Source organism: Carnobacterium sp. AT7 (assembly GCF_000171855.1).
GTDB classification, from domain to species: domain Bacteria; phylum Bacillota; class Bacilli; order Lactobacillales; family Carnobacteriaceae; genus Carnobacterium_B; species Carnobacterium_B jeotgali.
Window position 1 is genome coordinate 117,539 of record NZ_ABHH01000001.1, and the last position, 20,708, is coordinate 138,246.

Genomic DNA, 20,708 nt, shown 5'->3' on the forward strand with positions numbered 1-20,708 from the left:
TTTATAAAATTTGCTATTAATTGCTGTAACTAATTTTAGTCCCAATCGTTAATTCTGGCAACTCATATGGCGTCAAATAAATGCCACTTTCAATCCGATCATCTTCTGGAACTTCTGAAAAAGAAAGTGTCACGTGACCAATTGTATTCAAATTTTCATTCGCTAAACTTCCCACGGTTTTAATGGTATATATTTTTTCATCAAAAGAAATAGTTTGACCCGGTTTTAATTTTACTATTTCTTTTTCATTTTCAAAAGATTGAATAATGGCTACTGTACGAATCTCTTCTGTAGCTTGTTCTCCAAATAAAATAATCATCGGGTCCTTTTTGCTAATGGCATTTTCTCCGATTGCAGTTACTGTTCCAACTAACATATTATCCATTCCTCTCTTATTTCAAATTCCTTTATTCTTGTTTAGTTTACCATATTCTCTCTTTTAAAGGGTGGTAAATGCTATCCAGCTTCAAGTAATTAGCTGAAACAAGAAAAACGGCTTCATTCATTAAAAAAATACCCATACTGATTGCTACCTGTTGGATAGACTGGTATGATAAATTGAGATAAACTATCCAATAATGGAGGTAGACTTTATGAATTCTACTAATAATAAAAAGATCTTACAAATAGAACAAGCTGAAAATAAAATAAAAGAACTTCGTCATCCTTCATTAATAATAAAAAAACACGATGATGATTTAATGACTACAATCACTTTAACAAAAGATTTTCCAACAGAATTTAAAGAATTTTTTATTTTACATAGAGAAACTGGAGAAAAATATTCGTTTAAGGGTACGGTTACCAATGAAGAATATTCATTCACAGTTAATATACGTTCCTTTATTAAAAAGCATGTACCAGTGGATCCAAAGGAACATTTTGAGTTCTATTTTACTCTTCGGTATTTAATCGATGATCAACAAATTGAAAAAGATGAGCCTTTGTCGCTTAACCGTTTTAATCATTATGAATCCTATGGGCTAACAGAAGTGCAAGAAAACGGCCATCATCTGTACCCTTATTTTAGTAGAACGTCGCAAGGTTTTTGTTTTACGATTAATATTCCTGTCCGCAGTGTCCGGTTCATTCAAGATTCAAAAATAGATTCGATCAATTTGACAAAAAGCACGTTAACTCTTGCTGGTACAATTACCACAAAGGCTAACCAAATCAATCGAATCGATACTATTCTGGTTGGTAGGAAATTTGGTCATCGTCAACTCATTCACTCCGATCATCAATTGACCGATTCAACGGATGTCACTCATCTTCACTATTATGATTACCAAATCAATTTAGATTTAGCTGAATGTGCCAACGAATTGCTTTTTAGCAATACCAATGATGAAGATTTTGATTTGTATTTTGAATTGTATCTAAATGGTTTTTTTGAGCCGACTGTTATTCGTGTTTCTAATCCTAGCGAAGCAAATGCCAAAAAAAATTACAACTACTTTTCTTATTCTTATGGAAAAAAGACCTTGTTATTAGCTCCTAACTTTACCGGTCAATCGAATAATTTCATTCTTTCGGTAACTAATTTTGAAAAAGAAACCTTTGAATACATGAAAGAACTACTTCCTTTCGCTCCCATCTTGCGTCCATTTTATAGCAAACGAGACATTTGGATCATTGGCGAAACGCCTATGGAAGCTAAAAATAATGGTTGGCTTTTTTACCGCTACCTGAGACAACAGTATCCAGAAAAAGAGATTTATTATGTCATTGACCGTTTGTCACCGGATTATGCTAAAGCTGCAGCTCTAGATGAAAATCACCTTTTGATTTATAAATCAAAAAAATACATCTGGACATTGTTGATGGCTCAATTATTGATTACAACAGAAGAACCTTATGCTATTATGCCAACACGCAATCCCTTGTGGTTAGATGAGTTAGCTGCTAAAAAAATTCTTCTACCAAAAAATGTACTAGGTTTGCAAAATGTCCAAACAACATTGTCTTACCATTCTAAGCAATTCAAAGCTGATTTATTTTTTGTTAGTTCTAAAACCGAAAAGCGCTATGCAATAGAAACACTTAAATTTCCAGAAACCAAACTTTCTATTACAGGATTACCCCGTTTTGACGAACTTTTAAAAGATGAAACCAATACAGCTACAAAGCAACAAGTACTCATTTTTCCAATGAATCACGATTCAGGTCTATACTATCAATCTGATGTTATTGAACACATGGCTCAAGCTTTTATCTCGCTAGTGCAAAACCCTATCTTTCTAGATTTTGTTCAGCACTACCAGCTTGAAGTGATAATAGCTCTTCCTTCTTCCATGCTTCATTATGTAGCAGCATTCTCTGATACAAATTGTACACTAGTCCTTCAAAGTCAAGAAGACGTTCAACAATTAATTAAAGACAGTAAACTTTTGATAACAGATGCAGACCCAATTGCTTTTGATTTTAGTTTTCTTTTCAAACCTGTTCTATTCTATCAGCCAGATATTAAAACACTCGCTTCTGAAGAACCGTTTAATTCTAACTATACGTATTTAAATGAATTACCTGGTGAAATTACAACTTCTGAAGAAAGTCTCCTCCACTTGTTAGAACAAATAGGAATCAATCAATTTCACGTTACACGTAAGAATCAACAAAAAGCAGATGCTTTGCTTTACTATCATGATTCACAAGCGAATCAACGAATTTATGAAGCTATTTCAACTCTTCTTTACGGAAATAAAAATGCTCCTTCTGAATGAAGCTCTATACTTTTTTAGTTTTAATAGATAAATTTAGTGATGCCCAAGTATATCCTGTTTGTAAGCAGCTGAAGCCCCCACACTATTTGATGAAGAGCCCTAAATAATAGAATAATAGGTATTCAATTTCACTAGCCTACCACCACCAAATTAAAGGAAAAAGCCACATTTTTTTATAAAATGTGGCTTTTTCCTTTAATTCTTTCTTCAGCAAGTGCTATACTTAAAAATGAAAACTGTTACATCATACTGAGGAGGCTTTACAATGAAAGAAATCATTTATTTAGGAACGTATACTAAAGGAAATAGTGAAGGAATTTATGAGATTATATTAAACACTGAAACGAAACGTTTAGAAGAAGCTAAACTAGTTGCGAAAATTGGCAACCCTACTTATTTAGCATTATCTAGTGAAAAAGACATTCTTTATGCTGTCAGCAAAACAGAAAAAGGTGGTGGAATTGCTGCTTTCAAGAAAAATTCAGACACAACATTTGAAAAAATAAGTGAATTAATTGAAGAAAATGCTGCACCACCTTGTTATGTTGCCTATGATGCAGATCGTTCGCTTGTCTACACAACAAGTTACCATGATGGTTTTGTATCTGTTTATAAAACAGATAGTAAAGGCAGCTTAACGTTAACAGATGTTAAACAACATGACGGTTCAAGTGTTCATGAGAATCAAGAAAAAGCTCACGCTCACTACATGAATCTTACACCCGATCGTAATTACGTGGTTGCTTGTGATTTAGGAACAGATAAAGTTTACACGTATAAAGTATCAGAAGATGGCAAGCTAGATTTAGCGGCTACGTATACAGCTGATCCAGGAACTGGTCCTCGTCATTTAGTTTTCCATCCAAATGGTAAGTTTGCTTATCTTGTTGGAGAATTAACTAGTGAGATCGTTGTATTAGCTTACAATGCTGCTGAAGGTTCATTTAAAACAGTTCAAACTGTTTCTTCTATTCCAGACACGCATACAACTTTCAATAGTGGATCAGCAGTACGTGTTACTGAAGATGGTCGCTTTTTATACTCTTCAAATCGTGGTCACAACTCAATTGCGGTTTACGCTATAAATGCATACGGCGATTCGATTGAACGGATTCAATTGATTGCTTCTGAGGGAGATACCCCTCGTGACTTTGCATTAGATCCTACTGAACAATTTTTAGTAGTTGGTCATCAATCTTCAGATAAGCTTACTTTATTTGAACGGAATGCAGAAACTGGTCTCTTGTCTCTGCTTCAAAAAGATGTTTATGCTCCAGAATGTGTTTGCGTTACTTTTGAATAAAACGATTTAACTAGACTAAACAGAACTTGTTACTAGGTTCTGTTTAGTCTAGTTATTTATTTCGATATAACTTATCTCTAATTAAACTTATTTATTGTAAGCTAATTAATGATGTGCTATAGTTGATTTATCGTTTCATGTCCATTCAAAATTTATCGCTTGAAAGGTGCCTACCTCAAATGATCAAAGGTCTCCATCATATCTCTGCGTTCACTAAGTCCGCTAGAGAAAACCACTTTTTCTATACCACTATTCTTGGTTTACGTTTTGTTAAAAATTCCGTCAATCAAGAAAATACATCCATTCGACATTTGTTTTATGGCGACTATCAAGGAAACCCCGGAACTTTGCTGACTTTTTTTGAATTAAAGACTGTCGGCAGTGCGTATAATGAGAACTCATATTTTTCAACAGTTACGTTGAAAATTCCTAAAGGCAGTTTAACTTATTGGGAATCTCGTTTAGCCCGCTTTTCGATTCAGACTACAGTGGACCGAGACAAACAGTCCTTAACGTTTAAAGATCTAGATCAATTTCCCCTTTCATTGATAGAAGTTGATGAAGTCATTTCTCTAGAAAATGCAACGAAACATTCTGATATTGCACCGGACAACCAAATCATTAGTATTTTTGACGTCTTACTTAAAGTTGAGCGCCCAGATAAAACCGTCTCTTTTTTAACTAAGTTTTTAGGATTGCCCTTAACCAGTCAAAACAAGCAAGTTCAAGACACTCAACAAGGTGTTTTTACAACAGTTGCCGCTAGCTATAGTACTGTTTTATCACGCATGGGGAGAGGAACAATCGATCACATTGCTTATACTATTCATTCAGCTGAAGAGCTTGAACGTTTGTATCAAAAAGCGGTACAGCAGAATTTACCCATAGAACAATATGTTGAACGAGGTTATTTTAAGAGCTTATATCTAAAAGAACCAAATGGGTTGCGAATCGAAATAGCTACAGAGACACCTGGATTTACACTAGATGAATCGATTGAAGAATTAGGAAGTACACTTGCACTACCCCCATTTTCAGAAAATAAACGAGCAGCAATTGAAGCTCAATTGGGAAATTTTTAAAAGGAACAAATTAAAAGGAATTCACGAACTTGTGTCTCTTATTAAACTAAATTTTTAGGATGTGACTACTCATGTTTCACTATAAAGCAGAACAACTCGATAAAAAGCAACAATACAAACTTGTCAGTGGGAGTGTGATCCCTCGTCCAATTGCGTGGGTCACTTCTTTATCAAAAGATGGTTCTGTAGTAAATGCAGCTCCATTTAGTTTTTTCAGCGCTGCCTCAAATGAACTGCCTTTGCTGACGGTTGCTATCTTACGAAAAGATGGCGTAATCAAAGATACTGCTCGCAATATCCTAGATCAAAAAGAAGCTGTTGTTCATATTGTTGATCAATCTGTCGTTGAAGAAATGAACCGTACTTCTGCACCTTTGCCTCCTGATCAAAGTGAAATTGACCAAACACAGTTAACGTTAATCGATAGTCTTAGTGTAAAGGTTCCTTCTATCGCTGAAGCGAAGATTCGTTTTGAGGGTGTCTTGCATCAATACATTCCGGTTAAAAATGATAAAAATGAGGTTGTTACAGATTTCTTTTTTATTCGAGTAACGGATTTCTTTTTTGATGAAGCCGTTTTTGATCAAGAAAAAGAATATATTTTAACGGATAAATTAAATCCTGTCGCACGACTCGCAGGTAATCAATATGCTACATTAGATGAAGAATTCACTATTGTGCGTCCAAATTAAAACTAAAAGAGCCGCTCAAGAATTCTTGAGCGGCTCTTTTTTAACGATTAGGAACGGGCTTCATTCATTTATTATCTTATTGAACGATTTCGTTCATGTAGGTACACCATTACTGTAAGAGCTAAGATGAACACGTTAATACTAGTTGTAAGTAATTTAGCATCTAATGGAACAAAACCTACATTCGCTATTACTCCCAATAGCGCAATCACAATCATACCGCCTAACATTCCTATTAAACTCATTAAACTTTGCTTAACAAGTTGTGTTTCATCCTGCCAGTCATAATAAGCCATCCTGTTTCCAATGAAAATACCAGCTACTGCTGTAAACAATGAAAAGCACAGCGGTGTGACTAGTATCAACAGCATCTCACTAAAGTTAGCTTTCAAAGAGATACTAAACAAGACTGAACAGATGATTGATGTCGGAATAGTGAACGTTAAGTTAGTTAATAAATAACTATCATATAATTTCTTTGGAGTAATGGGCAATGATTTAACTATCCAGATATTTTCACCTTCTAATGCCAGTGAGATAGTAGCGGTATTTGTCATAGAAACCATAGCTGCAATGACGTAACCAGCGCTATTTTTTGCCAGTGGCAAATAATCAATCAAATCCATGCTCTGAAGCATTTGCTCTGGTCCAATAATCAATGTACTTACAGCTAATAAAATAGCTAGTACACATCCAATCAATAAATTTGTAGCAGCTACCGTTGATTTTAGAATACGCATGAGTGTTTTTTTATACAAGGCTACGGTTACCCCACTTTGTTGCAACACGGTAACTTTATAATTTCTCTTGCTCATATGTGAAGTCAAGGCTGTATTTATCTGTTTGTATTTAAGAGCTAACAACTGTAAAAAAACGAGATAAACCCCAATAGAAATGGCAGCAAACAACAGAAAAGAAAGAATTTTCCCATCTACGATTGCTTCTTTAAAAAATTTCGTTGGTGGGTAGAATTGGTTCAATCTCTCTGAAATAAAAGGAGCTAAAGAAGAAAAAGCAGCCTCATTTAAAGTGCCCGTTTGAGAATCAAAGAGCTCTCCAAATCCGAAATCAGCTGTTGGTGCTGTCATTAATAAGAGCAGAACTGCAGCAACTAATCCAATAGAAAGGATGGTAGCTAGTGCGCTTGTGTATCTAAATTTGGCTGAAATCGCTGCAACAACTGCTCCAAAAATAGCCGCTAGTGCAGTAGGAATTAAGCTGACTAAAAAGATACTGGCAATCCACATCAAATAGACGCTAAAATGAGGTTGTTCAACTCCAAGATAAATTATTCCCATTGGCAACATTACTAAAATTGAAATAAAGGTATTCCAAATATACATATTTAAAAAACGGCTGTTAATAACCGTTTTTACCGTCAATGGCAAAGACATAATTAAATCATAATCACTAAAACCAAAAAATTCTCCATTTGATTTAAATAGTGAAAAGGATAAAGTAACTAAGCTACTGATAAATAGAGCCATACTAGGAACTAAAGTTGTCAGACCTAAGTAAACATAACCATACGCTATCCCCCCGCAATAAACAGCGAGTGCCACTAAAACTAGACAAACAGCCACTGTCACTGCAATTTTACTATTTCTTTTGCGTTTATCCTTTTCATAACGAAAAACATTTAAGCCAAGTTGCTCTATTAATCTATTTTTCGTAAGGCGCCAACATTTATTTTTTCCTTTTGTTTTTGCATCTATAGTATTCATACCTTACAGTACGCTCCTCTTTTTGGCTTAATTTTGATCTAAAATATCTATAAAAATCTCTTCTAACGAACTTCCCTCTTTCTCCTTCAACATATCTGCCATTGTTCCTGAAAAAACAAGTTTCCCATGATTGATCATCGCTACTTTATTGCAAATTTTTTCTGCAGTGTCCAATACATGTGTCGAGAAGAATACGGAGCTTCCATTTGCACAAAGTTCATGCATGATTTTCTTTAGTGTAACGGCAGCTTTAGGATCTAATCCCACAAAAGGCTCATCTAATACAAGGAGCTTAGGATCATGGATGACAGCAGAAATAATCGCAAGTTTTTGTTTCATACCATGTGAATAAGAAGAAATTAAATCTCCTAAGTTCTCAGTAATTTCAAATAAATCTGCATATTTTTTTACTTTTGCCTCACGTACTGTAGTCGGAACATTAAAGATATCTGCTATAAAGCTGAGATATTGGATACCCGTCATATGTTCATAAAGATCCGGATTGTCTGGTATATAAGCAATAACTTGCTTGCATAAGAGTGGCTCTGTTCTCATTGAATGACCATCAATGAGAATGTCTCCTTCTTCATAATCAAGGATACCTACAATTGATTTGATCGTCGTACTTTTTCCTGCTCCATTGTGACCAATAAAACCAAAAATATCTCCTTCATCCACGTTAAGACTAATATTGTCTACTGCTTTTACGCCACCTTTATAGGTCTTGCTAAAATGATTGATCTTCAACATTTTCTTATGTCCTCTCTTTTACGAATCTTGTCTCTCACTAATTTTAGTCAGCCATCTTAGTTATATTTTTGAGTAAGTCTACCGTATCTTAACGTTGCCAATTTCCTTTAACTAATCATAGTCTTTTTCGGATTACTTTACAGCTGTTTTTTTACAAATTCATTTATTCTGCTAAATAAATACACCTCAAAAACTAGAATTCACTCTAGCCTTCAAGGTGTATTTCTTATTCATTTCATTTTTCTAGCGTATTTAGGACTAAATCCTTTTTAAGATTTAGCTGTAAGTGACCCAATTTCTGCTGATGCTGAAGATTGTCCTTTACCACTTAAAGAGAAATCTGCGACTTTATCCATATTCGTAAACACAACAACCATTGCGTTATCTTTTCCAGCAGCTTCAAGTGCAACTAAGTCCACAGTTGAAACAAGTGTTTCAGGTGTTACTTGGTCTCCTTCAACAACAGCAGTAGTGAAAGGTCCCCCATTTAATTCAACAGTATCTAGTCCCATATGCAATAGAACTTCTACGCCATTTGGAAGTTCTATTCCTACAGCATGTTTAGTAGGGAAAACGCTGACTACTTTTCCCGTTACTGGAGAATAAATTTTTCCATCTGTTGGAATAACTGCGTATCCGTCTCCCATCATTTTTTGTGAAAAAACTGGATCTGCTACTTCTTCAATTGAAATAACGGTTCCATTTGCAGGTGAAAATAATTTCACCTCAGCACTTCCTTCATCTTTGTTTCCTTTTTTCAAAAAATCGAACATTCCCATTTCTATTCCTACTTTCTATAATTTATAGTCTACTTCTTAGTCATTTAACCATAAGAAGTTTGCACTTAATAATACCATAAACGACCCCTTAATGAGAACAGAAAAGCCTGGTTAATTTTTCATTTTCTGTATTTTTATTCATTTTATTAGTCAAAATTTAAATATACTGTCTTAATTTCTACATCTTCACTGTTAGATCCTACCATTAAATCAAATTCACCTGACTCAACAGACACCGTTAAATCTTGGTGGATGTACTTAAAGTCTTCTTTTTTTAAGCTAAAGGCAACATCCATTGACTCACCTGGTTCTAAAAATATCTTTTTGAACCGTTTCAATTCTTTGATTGGGCGAACTATTTTTCCTACTTTATCTCTACTGTACAACTGAACAACTTCAGCTCCAGCTAATTCTCCACTATTTTTTATTGTTAGGGCTAATTTGACTTCATCATCTTGGCTTTTTGCAGATTTAGTTACGCTAATTTGCATGGGACTATAGTCAAAACGCGTATAACTTAGTCCATAACCAAATGGGAAAAGGGGACTGTTATCGACATCTAAATACCTTGATAAATACTTATCTTCTTGGTTAAATGCTGTTAAAGGGCGTCCTGTATTGTCTTGATTGTAGTATAGTGGAACTTGACCAACGGCTTTTGGAAAAGACATGGTTAATTTGCCACTTGGATTTTTTTTGCCATAAAGTACATTAGCCACAGCAGAACCTGCTTCTGTACCTGGGAACCAAGTTTCAATAATGCTAGCTACCTCATCAACACTATCTGTTAGATCTAATGGCCTGCCATTAACTAGAGTTAAAATGATTGGCTTATTTAATGTCCGTAAATTTTTGATCAATTGAATCTGTTCTGAAGGCAATTTAATGTTGCTTCTGCTGGCTCCTTCTCCACTCATATAAGAAGACTCACCAAATGCAGCTATAATAACATCCACATCATTCAAGTCTGTTAACCAGTCTTTTGGCGTTTCTTTAATTGAACAATCAATTGTTTTCAATACGATGGCTTCTTTTGAAATGTGCTGTAAAAGACCTTCATAGAGCGAAACACTTTCACTTTGCTGACCTTTCCAAGACCAAGCGCCTAATACGTCTTTTGCTTGTCCTTCAGGCACAATCAAAGCTACTTTCTGATGGATATTCAACGGCAATGTCTGGTCTTTATTTTTTAATAGTACGATTGACTCTTCAGCGATTCCCCTCGCTTTTGCTCGGTGTTCCTGACTAAACACCGTTGTTTTTTCCGCTGCACTATTCGCCCCACGATAGGGACTTTCAAATAACCCCAGATCGTTTTTTAATGTCAGAATTCGCCATACTGCTTCGTTAATTAATTCTTCGCCAATTTCGCCTTCATCAATCAATTCATTCAAATGATTCAAATAAGCACCTGTCATCATCTCGATATCTACACCTGCTGTTATGGCTAACCCACCAGCTTCTTTTAAATTTTCAGCGATACCATGGGGAATCATTTCTCCAACGGATGCCCAATCAGAAATGAGAACTCCTTCAAATCCAAGCTCTTTTCGAAGAACGTCACGCATCAATGGTTTATTTGCTGTTGCCGGAACACCATCAAGAGAATTAAAAGACGTCATAACCAATTTGCTACCTTCCTCAATTCCTGCTTGATAAGCCGGCAGATACATTTCTTTTAAGGTCCGTTTTGACAATTCAACCGTGTTGTACTCTCGTCCTGCTATGGGTGCGCCATACCCAGCAAAGTGTTTGATACAAGCTGCTACTCTTAATTTGTCCATTGCCAAATCTTTCCCTTGATATCCCCTAACAAAGGCACGCGCGTATAGTTGATTTAAATAAGGATCTTCTCCTGTAGATTCCATGACTCTTCCCCAACGAGCATCACGGACTAAATCGACCATAGGCGAAAAGGTGACATGTAAACCCGAAACAGCTGCTTCTTTAGCAGCTATAGTTGCACTTTCTTCAATCAAATCAGGATCCCATGTACTAGCCATACCTAAAGGGACTGGAAAAATCGTACGGTAGCCATGAATCACGTCTGCCATAAATAATAGCGGTATGCCTAAACGACTTTTTGCTAAATGTTCTTTTTGGATGGTTATTAACGTGTCTGCACCAGAAACACCAAGCACGGATCCAATAGTAGCCATCTTTTCAGGAGTCATATTCATTTCATGCATCGGTCCCGTATTTTCACTATCCTCTTTTTTATAGAATTCTCCTGCTAATTGAACCATTTGACCAATTTTTTCGTCTCTTGTCATCTTGCTGAGCAGTTGTTTAAGTTGAATTGAGTCCATAAAATCCTCCTTATCCCATTTTCCCGCTGCATCTAGTGAAAAGTGTTTAGTTTGCTTATCCAAACCAACTTATTTATAAAACCGCTTACTTAAACTAACTGTAGCACCATTCTTTTTGTTTCTCAAATGATACCATTGAAAAAATGTGCTATAGTTGAGCAGTATGATAGAGAAAGGATGAAAAAACAGATGAAAAAAATTAGTAAAGGATTATTCTTATCCATCGCTATTGCTATTATTGCAACGCTTTTGGGGAATTTTTTCCCAATTATTGGTAGTGCTGTATTTGCAATTATTTTAGGTTTGTTATTAAACAACACCTTAACTATTCCTGCTGATTTCCAGCCAGGTATTAAGTTTTCTTCAAAAAAAATCTTACAAGCATCCATCGTATTGTTGGGTTTTAGCTTATCCATTCAAGACATTAAGTCAACTGGTCTTTCTTCACTAAGTGTTACACTTATTACGATTGCTGTTGCTTTTATGAGTGCTTTTTTGATTGGAAAATGGTTAAAGATTCCCACAAATACCACAACTTTAATCGGTGTAGGAACAGCTATTTGTGGAGGATCAGCAATTGCAGCTGTATCGCCAATCATTGAAGCCGATGATGATGAAATTGCTTTATCTATTTCGACGATTTTTTTATTTAATATTGTAGCTGTTTTTCTTTTCCCATTTCTAGGCCACCTACTGAATTTATCAGATGCTGGGTTTGGCTTGTGGGCTGGAACAGCCATCAATGATACTTCTTCAGTTGTCGCTGCGGGTTACAGTTACAGCGAGGCTGCTGGTGATTATGCGACTATCGTAAAATTAACCAGAGCGACTTTAATCATTCCAATATCATTGATCATAGCTGGAATTCAAGTGTATAAGAAAAAACGTTTAGCTGAAAAAGTTTCTTTAAAACAAATTTTCCCCTGGTTCATTTTGTGGTTCTTAGTAGCTTCTTTAATCAGCAGTACGGGTGTCCTGCCTGAAGCCTTTATAGCAACTGCCAAATGGCTTTCACGTTTTATGATTGCAATGGCCTTAGGTTCAATTGGGTTGTCTTCTAACTTAAAAGCCTTATTAAAGACAGGGAAAAAACCAGTTCTGCTTGGTTTAGCTACATGGTTCTTTGTTGCTCTCAGCAGTTTACTTATTCAGTTTATTCAAGGGCAGCTTTAATTCAACCTACCAAAACTAATACGCCTTTTCCATAGTATAACGGCTCTAAAAATAGTTAATCTTTTCTAAATAGGGTAGGATAACTAGTAAGATTTAGGTATACTTAATTCTGTGCGTTTTAAATCCACGTTTTTTATTTGAAAGGAGAACAACATGATTTTTATTGAATTGTTAAAAGCTGTATTTTTAGGGGTAGTCGAAGGAATCACCGAATGGTTACCTATTAGTAGTACCGGTCACATGATTTTGGTAGAAGAATTTATTCAATTAGATGCTTCTGCAGCGTTTAAAGAAATGTTTTTTGTCGTAATCCAGCTGGGAGCTATATTAGCGGTTGTCTTACTTTATTTTAATAAGTTAAACCCATTCTCGCCAAAGAAATCTACTCAAGAAAAAAAAGACACTATGTCTATCTGGTACAAAGTAGTTGTCGGGGTTTTACCTGCAGCAGTATTAGGTTTCTTATTTGATGATTGGTTAAATGATCATTTATACAATTACTGGACAGTTGCTATTATGTTGATTGTTTATGGGATTTTATTTATTATCATTGAAAACCGCAATAAAGGAAAAGAAAGTTCAATCAATTCTTTTCAGGATTTGACCTATAAAACGGCCTTTTTAATTGGTATGTTCCAAGTTCTTTCACTGATTCCTGGTACATCTCGTTCTGGCGCAACAATTTTAGGAGCTATTTTAATCGGAACTTCTCGTTTTGTTGCTACAGAGTATTCTTTCTTCCTATCCATTCCAATTATGTTTGGAGCAAGTTTCCTTAAACTATTTAAGTTTGGTTTTGCCTTTACGGGAATGGAAGTAGCTATTCTTTTAACCGGTATGATAGTAGCATTCGTTGTTTCGGTTATCGCAATCAAATTCTTAATGGGTTACATTAAGAATAATGACTTCAAAGCTTTTGGATGGTACCGAATCATTTTAGGTATTCTTGTGATTGGTTATTTCATTTTCTTTGGTTAAAATTGTTCTTCATCAAACAGTGTGTATACCTCAAAAGAATTTCTAGTTTAATAGACCGATTTGCTTATATAGAACCATTAAAATCAACAAAAAAGATTAGGACAAATTGTCCTAATCTTTTTTGTTGGACTCTATACTTTTTAGTGTGGATAGATGAATTTAGTTCATGCTTAACACTTCTGGAGGAATAGGATTGCTTGTAGCCCTGTAAAGTATTCAATGCGAATTACATCGCTTAATCGCTAAAGCGTTAAAGCGATGTTTGAGGCTTGAAAGATCTTAAGACTTTAGGCTTAAGACGGTACCAGGGCTCTTACAAGCAAATCCGTCTATTCCGAAAGAATTTTTAGAAGCATCCTCACTATTTGACGAAGAGCCTTTTGTTGTATTTTTTTATTTTACAAAGAATGCTTCATATAAGGCTTTTATTGCCAGATCTTCGTGTTTTGCTTGAATACCAAACATAACACTCACTTCAGAAGCACCTTGGTTGATCATATCAATATTGATGTTATTTTCAGAAAAAGCTGTCGCTGCTTTAGACATTGTATACATCTTATCACGCATACCTTCGCCTACGATCATAATTAATGCAATGTTGTGTTCGATTTTCACACTATCTGCATCCAAATCTTCTTTAAGTTGAACCAACAGTGATTGTTCTTTTTCTGCAGTCATTTGATCCGTATGCAAGATAATGGTTAAATTATCGATTCCTGAAGGCATATGTTCATAACTGATGCCTCTTGATTCCAATATTTCTAGTACTTTACGTCCAAAACCAATTTCACGGTTCATCAAATATTTATCAATATAAATACTGCTAAAACCGCTAGAACTAGCAATTCCAATCACGCCTTGCTCAGTCATTTGTCTTTCTTTCATAATACGCGTTCCCGGAGCAGATGGGTTATTTGTATTTTTAATTTGAACTGGAATCCCTAATTTGAACGCGGGTTGCAAAGCTTCATCATGTAAAACAGAAAAACCACCATACGAAAGTTCGCGCATTTCACGGTAAGTTAGTTCCTTAATACCAATAGGACTTTCAACTACATGAGGATTAGCAGCAAATATGGCATCTACATCTGTAAAGTTTTCATATAGCTCCGCTTGGATTCCATTTGCCAAAATCGAACCCGTAATATCTGAACCGCCTCTTGAGAAAGTACACACTTTTCCATCTTGTGTGTATCCGAAAAACCCTGGAAAGACAATGACTTCTTCACTCGCACGCACTTTGTATAACCTGTCATAACTCTCAGGTAAAACTTGTGCATTTCCTGGTTCATTCGTTACGATTAATCCAGCTTCTTGAGGATCCATATAACGAGCTGGAATGCCTTCTTGATTAAAAAAAGCTGCAACTAACTTGGCATTATTATTTTCGCCACTTGCTTTAAATGCATCTAAATAATAATCGGGTTCATTTTTATTGCCCTTAACCAAATCTTCTAAATTGTTTTTGATTTCATCAATGATTTTCGTTCCCAAACCTAATTCTTCTGCAATATCTTGATAACGCGCAATAATCTTACCCAATACTGCGCTAAAATCATGCCCTACAAGAGCTTTCATACCAAATCCAATCAATAAGTCGGTTACCTTTTCATCTTCTGTTGAACGCTTACCAGGAGCTGATACGACAACAATTTTTCTTGCAGCATCCGCTTTTACAATTTGTACTACTTTTTTCAACTGACTTCCTGAAGCTAATGAGCTTCCACCAAATTTAATCACGTTCATCAAAGTAACATCCTTTATTATTTTTTATTTACTTTCATTCATCACTGGACAAGTGAAAGAAGTATATTCCTACATTTTGGACTGTTTTTCGTTGAGAATCAAGTCTTTCTATCTATTTAATCAAAAAAGCAGAAATATTATTTCATTTTGTCTTTTTATCATTTAGTAATCTATTTAACATCAATTTGACATCAAAATAATACTTTAGTCCCTATTTAATTCCCAAAAATAAGCATATAATAAAGTAGTTGACATTCAACGTTTTATTTTATAGATGCACTTATTTTATTACTTATTATGGGAGAAAAAAATTATGAAAATGAATAAATACATCAATCTTTTCTTAGGTTTTTCTGTTGTTGCAGGATTGCTGGGAAATTCTGTTTCAAAGAAAAAGAACGGCTTATCTAAATCAATCTCTATGAAAGATCCTCTTGCTCCTTTCATCGGGACTTGGAGTAATCAAGAACTAGACGAAAAACAGCGTCTTTTAAAAATAACAAAAGAAGGAAATTTTGTTATCAATGACCAACCTATTTTAGGTAGCATTACTTCTATCTCCTCACAACAACTTGTCTTCACGGATCATTTTGGGTATGAATTGATTGCTAAGCGTCAAGCAAATGATACATTATCTTTTTATGACGATGCCGATGAGAAAAATTATTTATTTGTTTTAACAGAGTAAAATCTATCCATGATACTAACCTCATGGATAGGTTTTACTTTTTTCGTTTTCTTGAACTGCACTAGTGAAAAAAAGTTCTGCAGACGTTATGGTATAATAAATAATCAACTTATTTTCTACTGCTCAGAAAGGAGTAATGCTCTTGTTTCAATACCTTTTAATCGGACTAATTGTCTTTTACGTAATGGGAAATTTATTAGCCTTACGTCATTTTGGCGCTTATGATTTTGAAAGTCAATTCGTTCGTATCTTCCTTGTAAATGATCGAAGAATCATAAAAAATATCAAAGCTAAACCGACCATTCCTTTAATAAAAAAATTAAAACAAATTTTTAGTTTGCAATTAATCGCTAAAATCGTGATTTATTCGCTATTTGTTCATTTTTATCTTAATAATAATACCGCTGTGAGTATTTCTGTTTTAGCTGTGTTATTTGTTTGCAATATTCTTTTTGATTTACAAACGAACAAAATTGTTAATAAAGCAACTAAAGCCTGAACAGAAGCGTCTAAGATAAAAAGAGCTCTAAACGAAGAGTGATACTTCTCGTTCAGAGCTCTTTCTATTTAGTCTTGTTTATAAATAAGGCACTTTTTAGTGAGATTCAATATAAGCATCTTTGTAGCTGTATTTAGCTCCAACTTGGTAGTTATAGATATCTTTAACATATTCTTTTTGCAATGTTGCTGCTGCTCTTTGGAAAAGAGGAGCTACGCCAGCTTCATCTAATAAGATTTTTTCTGCATCAAGCAAGTTTGTCCAACGTGCATCAACATCTGTTGCATTTTCACCTTTAGATAAGGCAACTAATTTATCAAATTCTGCATTGCTGTAGCTTGAACGGTTATATGGACTTTCTGATGTCATTAAATCAATAAAGTTAACTGGATCAGCAAAGTCTGCTCCCCATCCACCTAAAGCTAAATCATAATCTTGTTTTGTTTGTAATTCTAAACGAGCTTTGAATGGAACATTTTTCAGTGTGATTTCTACACCAGGTAAGTTTGTTTCAATTTGGTCTTTCATGTAAGCACCGATTTTTTTGTTTGATTCATCATCATCACCAAGTAATTCTAATGTTACCGTATCTGTACCTAGTTCAGATTTGGCGGCTTCCCAGTATTTATTAGCTGCATCTTTATCAAACGTTAGATAGTCGCCAGACTCTGCACGGAAATCTTCTCCAGTCGTTGGATTTGCTGCTAATTCAGCAGGCACAAGTCCTCCTACTTTTTGAGAACCATTAGCTAAGATTTCATTAACCAATAAATCATGGTCATAAGAAGTTGCAATAGCTTTACGTAAGTTTTCATTTGCTAAGAGTGTTTCTTTGCCATCTCGTTCTTGATTCAATTGAAGATAAGACGTTCTTGCTTCTGTTTCAACTGTGTAGTCTGCATTATCTTGGTATTGTTTAGCAAATTCACCTGTTAAATTAACACGATCAATTTGACCAGAATCATATAAATTTAACGCTGTTGACGTTTCTTTAATAACCTCAACATTAATCTCTTCTAAAGCAACATTTTCAGCATCCCAATAATCTTCATTCTTTTCGTATGTCCAGTTTAGATTCGTTCCATCCCATTTAGTGAATGTGAACGGTCCATTAAAGACCATTGTTTCTGCTGAAGTTCCATAATTATCACCTTGTTCTTCTACAAATGCTTGATTTTGAGGGAAGAATGTAGGGAATGCCATTAATGAAATGAAATAAGGTACTGGCGTTTCCATTGTCACTTTCAATTCATAATCGCCTACTGCTTCTACGCCTAATGTTTCAGGATCAGCCTCACCTGAAATGATACTTGATGCATTTTTAATTCCTTCAAATAAGTAAGAATAAGAAGCAGCTGTTTCAGGATTAACAACACGTTTCCAAGCGTAAACAAAATCTTTAGCTGTTACAGGGTCACCATTTGACCAAGTTGTGTCTTCACGCAATTTAAAAGTATATTCTAAGCCGTCTTCGCTAACTGTTGCTTCATCTTCAGCTAAAGCAGGAATGGGTTGGCTGTCTTTATCAAGACGATACAAGCCTTCATTGATGTTATTAAAAACAGTAAAACTTACTGTATCTGTAGCTAGTGCTGTATCCCCAGTCGGTAATTCAGCAATTTCAACTAAATTTAATACTTGCTCTTCTGCTAAATTACCTTCACTTGAGCTTGAACTGCCTTTTTCGCTTTCTGCGTCATTTCCACAAGCTACTAATAAACCAGCTGTTAACACTAATGCACCTGATTGCCACCACTTTTTCTTTTCCATAGTTAAATCCCCCTGTTTTCTTATCCATTTTTAATCTCTCTCTAATAAAATTAGAACTTGATAATAAATATACACATTCTTGTTCTTATTTGCAAGCTTTTTTACAAAGCTTTTTTTCAAAAAGATTAACTTTTATTGACAACTGAATACTTTTACCTTTATGCTTATCATTAGTAAGCAACTATTAGGAGTGATACAGGATGAAAATAGAAGTATGGTCAGATTTTGTTTGCCCTTTTTGTTACATTGGAAAACGTCATTTAGAAGCAGCTATAAAAGAGCGCACCGATGTAGAAATTGAATTTCATAGTTATGAACTAGATCCCACAGCACCTGAAAAAGTTGAAGGAAATATGGAAGATTATTTCGCTGATCACAAAGGAATGAGTGTTGAACAAGCTCATTCTATGATTCAACAAGTTACTCAAATGGCTAATAACGTCGATCTAGATTACCATTACGAAACGATTCAGCATGGAAATACTCTGAAACCACATCGTTTGTTTCAATATGCTAAAGAACATGGTAAAGGAAATGAATTTATGGAACTAGCAAAAAAAGCTTATTTCATTGAAGGGAAATGGTTAAATGATGATGACTTTTTAGTTCATTTAGCCACTTCGATTGGATTAGATGAAACAAAAGTTAAAGACGTTTTATCTTCAGAAGCTTATTTAGATGCCGTACGTTTGGACCAAGCCAAAGCAGCTGAAATTGGTGTTCAAGGTGTTCCTTTCTTTGTTATTGATGAACAATATGGCATCAGTGGAGCACAACCTATTGAAGTATTTGAACAAGTATTAGCAGAAATAGACGCAAAAAAATAATTGAATGACTGATATAAATATTTTAATTTGATGCGTTTCACGAATAGTGTTCTACTGTTTGGAATGTAATTATTAATTAAACAACCAAAAAACCCTCAGAAATTAGCGCCTAATTTCTGAGGGTTTTTATTTTTTTCAACTAGTAATTAGATTAATGCAATAGCGATCATTGTAAGCAAGAATAAAAATGATACAACGTGCATAGCTTTTTTCACTTTAAATAAATCACCTTGTGCTAATTTGAAAATTGGATAAGCTACGAAACCAAATGCTAATCCATCAGCAATACTTGACGTTAAAGGAATCATAACCACAATCAAAAATGCCGGGAACCATTCACTAAAATCATCAAATGGCATATACCTCAAATTCCCCATCATGATGGCACCTGTAATAACAATTACGGGTGACAATGCTGCGTTTGGAATATAAGACAACAGCGGAGTAAAGACTAATGAAAGTAAAAACAATCCTCCAGCAAAAATAGCTGTTAAACCTGTTTTCCCTCCAGCTTTAATTCCTGAAGCACTTTCTGCTGCTGGAATAGTTGGACTTGTTCCGAGTAAGCCAGATACAAGAGTCATGACTCCGCTGACTTTGAATGCACTGGTATAACGCGTTTTATCTTCTAACATTCCTTCAAATAACCCAATCGATTCAAAGATCAAGATCATTGTCATAGAGAAAATGGCTATTAAAGAAGGTAAAGTAAAGACAGCTGAGAAATCTAGCGCTCCTAAAAGTGCTGGGAACTCTGTGATGTTTCCCAATGAGAATGAAGAAACACCTGCTTTATGAATACCAGTCACTAGCGAAATAAGTGTGATCACAACAATTCCAATAAAGAAGTTTCCAGGTACATTTCTTAAGTACAATACGCCAGATAAAAAGATTCCAATAACGGCCAATAATACAATTGGATCCGATAGATCGCCTAAGACTGCAAATGAGTCTGCTCCTCCATCAACAAGAATACCGCCATTTTTTAATCCTAGTACAACTAAAAACAAGCCTATACCAGCTGTGATTCCGTGCTTTAATGAATCAGGAATAGCATCTGCTAACAGTTTACTAATTGAAGTATATCCGACAACAATAAACAATAATCCAGATACGACAATAACGGCTAATGCTTGCTGCCATGATAGCCCCATTGCTCCAACAATTGTATACGTAAAGAATGCATTGATTCCCATACCTGGTGTTAAGACCAGCGGAGCATTTCCCCATAATCCCATAACAATACTTCCAATAGCTGAAACGAGTATTGTACTAAAGACACTTAACTCGGCTGGAATACCTGCATCAGCTAGTATTAAAGGATTTACGATAATTATATAAGATAATGCAAAAAAGGACGTAAATCCTGCTAACATCTCTTGTTTGATACTTGTTTGTTTCTCTTTCAATTTAAAATAATTCATTATTTCTGCTCCTTTTCGATGTGTTTTTCAAACACAAGTAATCTGGAGACATGGGCTTGCAAGCTTTATAAAGCTTGCATAGCAAAAAAGAAAGTTTCTTTCTTTACACGCCCCAACATTTCATTATACCATCTGTAGAATCAAATGTCATGACTTATATTGTATTTTAATCAAGCCGTTAAAACACTCGTTTCAGCTCGTATGATTCACAAAAACGAACCTTCTATTAGTCAAGATGACT

At 34.9% G+C, this 20,708-nt stretch carries 17 protein-coding genes; 9 read left to right on the forward strand and 8 right to left on the reverse strand.

Features of this window, described 5'->3' with window-relative positions; all coding sequences use genetic code 11:
- Positions 1–16: 16 nt before the first annotated feature.
- Positions 17–385 carry a PTS glucitol/sorbitol transporter subunit IIA gene (locus CAT7_RS00545; RefSeq protein ID WP_232208095.1) on the reverse strand — a complete coding sequence of 123 codons (369 nt, stop codon included), beginning with the start codon at positions 383–385 and terminating at the stop codon, positions 17–19.
- A 208-nt stretch (positions 386–593) separates the two neighbouring features.
- Between CAT7_RS00545 and CAT7_RS00550 the strand changes: the two genes are divergently transcribed.
- From CAT7_RS00550 to CAT7_RS00565, 4 genes are all read left to right on the forward strand, one after another.
- A complete protein-coding gene (locus tag CAT7_RS00550; protein ID WP_007720769.1) occupies positions 594–2,723 on the forward strand; it encodes a CDP-glycerol--glycerophosphate glycerophosphotransferase in 2,130 nt (709 codons plus the stop codon).
- 265 nt (positions 2,724–2,988) lie between these two features.
- Positions 2,989–4,026, forward strand: coding sequence for a lactonase family protein (locus CAT7_RS00555; RefSeq protein WP_007720771.1), 1,038 nt, complete (start codon positions 2,989–2,991; stop codon positions 4,024–4,026).
- A gap of 179 nt (positions 4,027–4,205) precedes the next feature.
- On the forward strand, positions 4,206–5,108 hold the full coding sequence (locus CAT7_RS00560) for a VOC family protein (protein ID WP_007720772.1): 903 nt from the start codon (positions 4,206–4,208) through the stop codon (positions 5,106–5,108).
- A gap of 71 nt (positions 5,109–5,179) precedes the next feature.
- Positions 5,180–5,800 (forward strand): flavin reductase family protein, encoded by a 621-nt coding sequence (locus CAT7_RS00565; RefSeq protein ID WP_007720773.1) that lies wholly within the window; start codon positions 5,180–5,182, stop codon positions 5,798–5,800.
- A 71-nt stretch (positions 5,801–5,871) separates the two neighbouring features.
- Here CAT7_RS00565 and CAT7_RS00570 read toward each other — a convergent pair whose 3' ends face one another.
- The 4 genes from CAT7_RS00570 to CAT7_RS00585 form a co-directional block, all read right to left on the reverse strand.
- Positions 5,872–7,524: a hypothetical protein gene (locus tag CAT7_RS00570; protein WP_007720774.1), complete on the reverse strand. Its 1,653-nt coding sequence runs from the start codon at positions 7,522–7,524 to the stop codon at positions 5,872–5,874.
- A gap of 27 nt (positions 7,525–7,551) precedes the next feature.
- Positions 7,552–8,274, reverse strand: coding sequence for an ABC transporter ATP-binding protein (locus CAT7_RS00575; RefSeq protein WP_007720775.1), 723 nt, complete (start codon positions 8,272–8,274; stop codon positions 7,552–7,554).
- 269 nt (positions 8,275–8,543) lie between these two features.
- Positions 8,544–9,047: a PTS sugar transporter subunit IIA gene (locus CAT7_RS00580; protein ID WP_029277378.1), complete on the reverse strand. Its 504-nt coding sequence runs from the start codon at positions 9,045–9,047 to the stop codon at positions 8,544–8,546.
- Between the two features lie 152 nt (positions 9,048–9,199).
- On the reverse strand, positions 9,200–11,362 hold the full coding sequence (locus CAT7_RS00585; RefSeq protein WP_007720788.1) for a glycoside hydrolase family 3 N-terminal domain-containing protein: 2,163 nt from the start codon (positions 11,360–11,362) through the stop codon (positions 9,200–9,202).
- Positions 11,363–11,551: 189 nt separating this feature from the next.
- Between CAT7_RS00585 and CAT7_RS00590 the strand changes: the two genes are divergently transcribed.
- Positions 11,552–12,535 (forward strand): YeiH family protein, encoded by a 984-nt coding sequence (locus tag CAT7_RS00590; RefSeq protein WP_007720790.1) that lies wholly within the window; start codon positions 11,552–11,554, stop codon positions 12,533–12,535.
- Between the two features lie 153 nt (positions 12,536–12,688).
- Positions 12,689–13,513 carry an undecaprenyl-diphosphate phosphatase gene (locus CAT7_RS00595; protein ID WP_007720792.1) on the forward strand — a complete coding sequence of 275 codons (825 nt, stop codon included), beginning with the start codon at positions 12,689–12,691 and terminating at the stop codon, positions 13,511–13,513.
- A 393-nt stretch (positions 13,514–13,906) separates the two neighbouring features.
- On the opposite strand, the gene CAT7_RS00600 is transcribed toward CAT7_RS00595, so the two are convergent.
- Positions 13,907–15,259: an aspartate kinase gene (locus tag CAT7_RS00600; RefSeq protein WP_007720794.1), complete on the reverse strand. Its 1,353-nt coding sequence runs from the start codon at positions 15,257–15,259 to the stop codon at positions 13,907–13,909.
- Between the two features lie 313 nt (positions 15,260–15,572).
- Here CAT7_RS00600 and CAT7_RS00605 point away from each other — a divergent pair, with 313 nt between their 5' ends.
- Together CAT7_RS00605 and CAT7_RS00610 are read left to right on the forward strand one after the other, a co-directional pair.
- Entirely contained in the window at positions 15,573–15,947 is a 375-nt protein-coding gene (locus CAT7_RS00605; RefSeq protein ID WP_007720796.1) for a DUF4828 domain-containing protein, read from the forward strand.
- Positions 15,948–16,083: 136 nt separating this feature from the next.
- Positions 16,084–16,446 (forward strand): hypothetical protein, encoded by a 363-nt coding sequence (locus CAT7_RS00610; protein ID WP_231549414.1) that lies wholly within the window; start codon positions 16,084–16,086, stop codon positions 16,444–16,446.
- Between the two features lie 96 nt (positions 16,447–16,542).
- On the opposite strand, the gene CAT7_RS00615 is transcribed toward CAT7_RS00610, so the two are convergent.
- A complete protein-coding gene (locus CAT7_RS00615; protein WP_007720802.1) occupies positions 16,543–18,216 on the reverse strand; it encodes a peptide ABC transporter substrate-binding protein in 1,674 nt (557 codons plus the stop codon).
- A gap of 200 nt (positions 18,217–18,416) precedes the next feature.
- Here CAT7_RS00615 and CAT7_RS00620 point away from each other — a divergent pair, with 200 nt between their 5' ends.
- Positions 18,417–19,043 (forward strand): DsbA family oxidoreductase, encoded by a 627-nt coding sequence (locus CAT7_RS00620; protein ID WP_007720804.1) that lies wholly within the window; start codon positions 18,417–18,419, stop codon positions 19,041–19,043.
- A 146-nt stretch (positions 19,044–19,189) separates the two neighbouring features.
- On the opposite strand, the gene CAT7_RS00625 is transcribed toward CAT7_RS00620, so the two are convergent.
- Positions 19,190–20,467, reverse strand: coding sequence for an NCS2 family permease (locus tag CAT7_RS00625; RefSeq protein WP_007720808.1), 1,278 nt, complete (start codon positions 20,465–20,467; stop codon positions 19,190–19,192).
- Positions 20,468–20,708: the final 241 nt, after the last annotated feature.